Annotated in this window: 4 protein-coding genes; 2 read left to right on the forward strand and 2 right to left on the reverse strand. The window is 58.6% G+C overall.

Annotation, left to right across the window (positions count from 1 at the left end; all coding sequences use genetic code 11):
• A partial coding sequence (locus WCB02_RS25125; protein WP_423962427.1) for a crotonase/enoyl-CoA hydratase family protein occupies positions 1–696 on the forward strand: 696 nt, incomplete at its 5' end.
• A 239-nt stretch (positions 697–935) separates the two neighbouring features.
• On the forward strand, positions 936–1526 hold the full coding sequence (locus WCB02_RS25130; protein ID WP_423962429.1) for a DUF2846 domain-containing protein: 591 nt from the start codon (positions 936–938) through the stop codon (positions 1524–1526).
• Positions 1527–1667: 141 nt separating this feature from the next.
• On the opposite strand, the gene WCB02_RS25135 is transcribed toward WCB02_RS25130, so the two are convergent.
• The gene (locus tag WCB02_RS25135) at positions 1668–2891 is read right to left on the reverse strand and encodes a tetratricopeptide repeat protein (protein WP_423962431.1); all 1224 of its coding nucleotides are present in this window, start codon (positions 2889–2891) and stop codon (positions 1668–1670) included.
• Positions 2892–2899: 8 nt separating this feature from the next.
• Complete coding sequence (locus WCB02_RS25140) at positions 2900–3256, reverse strand: hypothetical protein (RefSeq protein ID WP_423962433.1); 357 nt, start codon at positions 3254–3256, stop codon at positions 2900–2902.
• Positions 3257–4724 lie beyond the last annotated feature (1468 nt).

Consider the following 4724-nt stretch of genomic DNA (forward strand, 5'->3'; position numbering starts at 1 on the left):
GACCTGTCGTCGGGCGCCGACACGTTCGACCGCGACGCGCGGCGCGGGCCGGTCCGGCGGCTTTTCGACGGCAAGGTCGACTACAGCGATCCGAACGTGCGCGACGGCGGCGGCCAGGTCACCTTGCGCATCTTCAAATGCCTGAAACCGGTGATCGCAGCGGTGAACGGGCCCGCCGTCGGCATCGGCGTCACCATGCAGCTCGCGATGGACATCCGCATTGCGTCAGAAGCGGCGCGGTTCGGCTTCGTGTTCTCCCAGCGCGGCATCGTGCCGGAAGCGGCATCGAGCTGGTTCCTGCCGCGCATCGTCGGCATCTCGCAGGCGCTGGAATGGTGCTACACCGGCCGCGTGTTCCCGGCGCAGGAAGCGCTCGCCGGCCGCCTCGTCAGCAAGGTGGTGCCGCCGGACGAACTATTGCCGGCCGCCCGCACACTGGCGAGGGAGATCGCATCCAGAACCGCCCCGGTGTCGATCGCGCTGATCCGGCAGATGATGTGGCGCATGCTCGGGGCCGACGATCCGATGGAAGCCCACAAGGTCGACAGCCGCGGCATTTACGCGCGAGGCAGGTCCGACGACGTGAAAGAAGGCGTGGTGTCGTTCCTGGAAAAGCGGCCTGCCCAGTTCAAGAACAAGGTGTCCAGCGACATGCCCGACTATTTTCCGTGGTGGGACGAGCGGGAGTACCGGTGAAGCCATCGGCGATAGAGCGCGCAGACCCGGTGGGCGCAATCCGCCGCTTCTCCCTCCTCTTCACCGCCGAAGCGATATGAATAGAACTTCGAAATCGGTCGACCAGGTCGGGGGCTGAAGGTCTGACGTCGAGCAATCCGGTCGGCGCCACCTCGGACAGCCGACATGCTCGCAGCCCGACCGCTGTCTCCATCGGGCCACAAGGCGATACAGTTGCGCGGCCGACTGGCGAATTCCAATTGCGCGGTTTTGCCGCCTGTGATCTCTGCCGACGGACATTGGGGATCGGGGTTATGATGCGGCGACTTTTATCATGGGCTGTCGTGCTCTTTGTTTTTGCCCAGTTCGCTGGATGGGTGTCGGTTTCCGAAGCGGCCGCCGCACGCCAGCCTCGGTCGAAAGCGGCGGCCGCGCCACAATCCGGGCAGCAGGTAGCGCGGCTCGCGCGCTTGTATTTTCTGCGCGAGAATGGAGTCTTGGCGACCGAAACGGGAATCAAGATCGACGGTCAACCGGTCGGTTCGGTCTCCAAGGGATTCTATTTCTCCGTCGACAAACCGCCCGGACGATACCGGATAGCATGTACGCACTCGCTGTCGATGATGGACTATGAAGTCGAGGTTCAAATCGAGGCTGGACAAACCTATTATTTCGGCATCGGCATACCTGATACCGGTCACAACCTTCTCGCTCTGTCTATTTCCGGCAGCAGCGGCCGGCAGCTGCCGTCGACGTCCCCGCTGATGACCGGAGCTTTTTCCGGTACTGCCCTCTATCAAATCGACGCAGCGGAAGGACCTGCCATCATCAGCCAGTTGAAGCCGAAATAGCCAAGGTTCCGCTCTGAGCTTGTTACCGTCATTCCCGTACTGGCCGCCAGATAGCCGAGCTCCCAAATGGAGAAACAGCCCTGTCTGGCGTCGAGCGAGACTGGAGGCGACGTGGTCCGTCGTGACCGCCTCTCCTGAAAATTATTGCTGGTGTTGCTCCTGAACTTCGATGTTCTGCTTGGTGAGCTCTATGGCCTTCTTGTTGTCGGCAACGGCTGCATCATTTTCATGCTTGAGCGAATAGGCGACGCTGCGGCTTCGGTACGCCTCGACATCATGGTCGTTTATTTCGATCAACCTCGAATAGTCCGCGATGGCATCATCAAACTTGCCCATCTGTGCATAACCCCAGGCTCGAAGGCGGTAACCTCCAGGAGCCATTGGATCGTTTTCGATAGCGGAGGTGAAATCTGCCGCAGCTTGATCGAATTCCTTTCTTCGGAGATGTGCGATACCGCGGACCCTAAGAGGAAAGGCCATACCCGGATCAATGGCGATCGCTCTCGTTGCATCGGCAATTGCGGCGTCATATTCGCCGTTCATCAAATGTGAATTTCCGCGACTGGCGTAAGCCACCCCGCTTTCGGGGTCTATCTTGATCCAATGGTCGTAGTCAGCGATTGCGTGACCAAAATCACCCTTTCGTTCGAACGCCATCGCCCGGCTTCGATAGCCATCAAAGCCGTCTTTCGGCTCGATCTCCACCGCCTTATTGAGTTCGGCAAACGCGCTTGAATACTCGTGGTCCAGCTTGTAAGCGCCGGCTAGCGCCAGGCGACCGGTAATGAAGTTGGGATCAATATCGATCGCTTTTCTTGCATCGGCGAGCGCACCGTTTGCATCTTTCTCGGAAGCACGAGCCAAACTCCGATCTACATAGGCTCTCAAGTTGTTTGGCTCCAACTCGATTGCTTTGGTGAAATCCGCAATAGCACCTTTTGCATCTGCGTTGAGCAAGTAGCCGCTGCCCCGTCTTACGTAGGCATCGGCTAATTTTGCGTCCAACTCAATCGCCTTGTTCTCATCGGTGATCACCCGGTCGGCATCGCGACGTCGCCAATAAGCAGCCCCGCGACGATAGTATGCTGTGGCGCGATCACCAGCAGCCAATCCTTTGGCTTCGATCAGCAGTGTACAGTCAGCAATAACGCGATCTTCGGGGAGATCATTGTCTGATTTGCAGAGTTTCCAATCGACAACGTCCTGGGCGGATACCGGAGCAGCGAACGTAAGGCCGACGAACAGTCCAGCAATCGAACTTCTGACAAAACCCATTCCGAAACCCATCGAAGATCGAACCTTGAAGGAGTGACAACTCAAATTAGAACCGTATTCTTGCTGCAGAACAAGCGGATTTTTCAACATCGAAGGCTTTATGAAAGTGAACTGTCCGATCCTCCGTCGCATGGCGGGTAAGCGTATTGCCCGTTCGAGTTGGCTCCTGCTACCGCTCTCGCCTTTGGAGCCGCGTCCCCACCCTGCGCTTCGTCGCGGGCATGCAGCACTTCGCCGGCTCCGAGCTGTCCGCGATCGACCAGCGCGTGATGGGCGGTGCCGTGCGCGGCCAGAAACGTCGCGCCCTCGGCATGGTCGAACGCCTTCGGCAGCGGCGTCAGTTGCGCTGGCGCGACCACGGCCTCGTCGGTATAGCCGCCATGCCGCATCCGGACGATGACGCGATCGCCGAGGCAGACACCACTTTCCTTTCGGCAAGCCTTGCAGTCGATCATTAGCATGACCTTCGGAGCGACGGTAAGGCAGCCCTTGTTACGTCGCCTGTCGGCCCGACGGAGAAGGCCATCAGGGCTAGACCATGCCGGCTGTTCGAGGTGGTGCCGACCAGATTTGCTCGGCATGAGGCTTTCGGCCCGTGACCCGAAGCGCTCCTCCGGACTCGGATAGATACGGTCGCATTTCAGCGGCCAGATGTAATTCGGTTCACATCGCCAGGTTGCTTGACGTGCTAAATAGACGCGAGTGCAAGGGGCGCAGGTCGTGTTCGCGCGCTTCACTTGCAGTCGGTGCTGTTTGCGCGACTTTTGCCTAATTACCTCAGCAAACGCACCTGAACGCAAACAAAAACGCATCGACAGAGGAATCGCCACAACGATTAGAACCACAATTATTGTCGGAGGACGAAATCATGAACCGCTTTCGGCTAGCCCTATATCTCGCCTTCGGATTGTCAGCTCTCGTCCTTTCTGGGCCAAACGCCCGGGCGCAGAAGCGTGCTGTCTGTACCGTCGTACCCGGATCCTCGTCGATCGAGCCGTGCATGAACGGAACGCGGCAGTGCGTTTGCGTTAAAGAACTGTGTGGCAAGTTAGGAAATACTTGGTCCACACAATGCGTAGTAATTCCGGTGGTGAAGTGTACCGGATCGGCCGGTCCAAATCCGTGCATTTGACGCACTTTCGTGGCCGCTGAGACGCTGGACCAATGAAGGTAAAGCCAATGTCACTGCCGACGGCTTTCGCTGTCAGCGAAATGACGGGCCGCTGCGCCACAGTCTTTCTGTCTGGTGCACTGCATGTGGTGGCTGTTGGCCCGAAGCGTCAGTGCCGGAACATACGGATATTTCCGGAGCTGGGGTGACCGGCTGTGCTATCAGCCGGCCGGCCACGGCCGTCCACAGCGGTTATCGCGGCACCAAAATTGCTGTGGTGCACGACACGGCTCATTTGCTTATTCAACGATATGGTAGGATAATCGTTCTCGGTCTTGGCGACGGCTAAGTGATCCGGAATGCCAGCGCAGACAACGCGGCGCTCGACGAGGCCCGCGGCAAATCGTTTAGCCGTCTGGCCGCGGAGCACTGCGAGACGATGAACTGATGGGGCCAACCGGAACCCGCGGGGGAATGTCTCCATGGAAACATGTAGCGCCGTAGTCGGGTTGTCGCTCTCGCTCCTCTCAGTTGGAGGTGCTTTTGAGAGCTTCAGCGACATTGGCCTTCTCCCGAAACTAGTCGTTACGGCAATAGCCACTGGGTTCGTCGTGTTTAGCGCTGCCAGTTGGGCCACAAGATATATCCACCCGGCCGGTGGAGGGTTTGGTCTTCCTGCGCCAGAACGCTCCATCGGGCGGTTTGTTCTGTGTTCGTTGGCGCTAGCCGTACTTTGCGCGTTGTTTGTCTGGCTTGCAGTATTTCTGACCCAGCGATTTACGTTGCAGCTACAGGAGGCGTCTAAGCTGAAC

The sequence above is a fragment of the Bradyrhizobium sp. genome (genome assembly GCF_049581145.1).
Lineage (GTDB): Bacteria > Pseudomonadota > Alphaproteobacteria > Rhizobiales > Xanthobacteraceae > Bradyrhizobium.

Bases quoted from the DNA above. Each gene is read 5' to 3' on its own strand.
- WCB02_RS25140 (WP_423962433.1), bottom strand. From the start codon at position 3,256: ATGATCGACTGCAAGGCTTGCCGAAAGGAAAGTGGTGTCTGCCTCGGC.
- WCB02_RS25135 (WP_423962431.1), bottom strand. From the start codon at position 2,891: ATGTTGAAAAATCCGCTTGTTCTGCAGCAAGAATACGGTTCTAATTTG.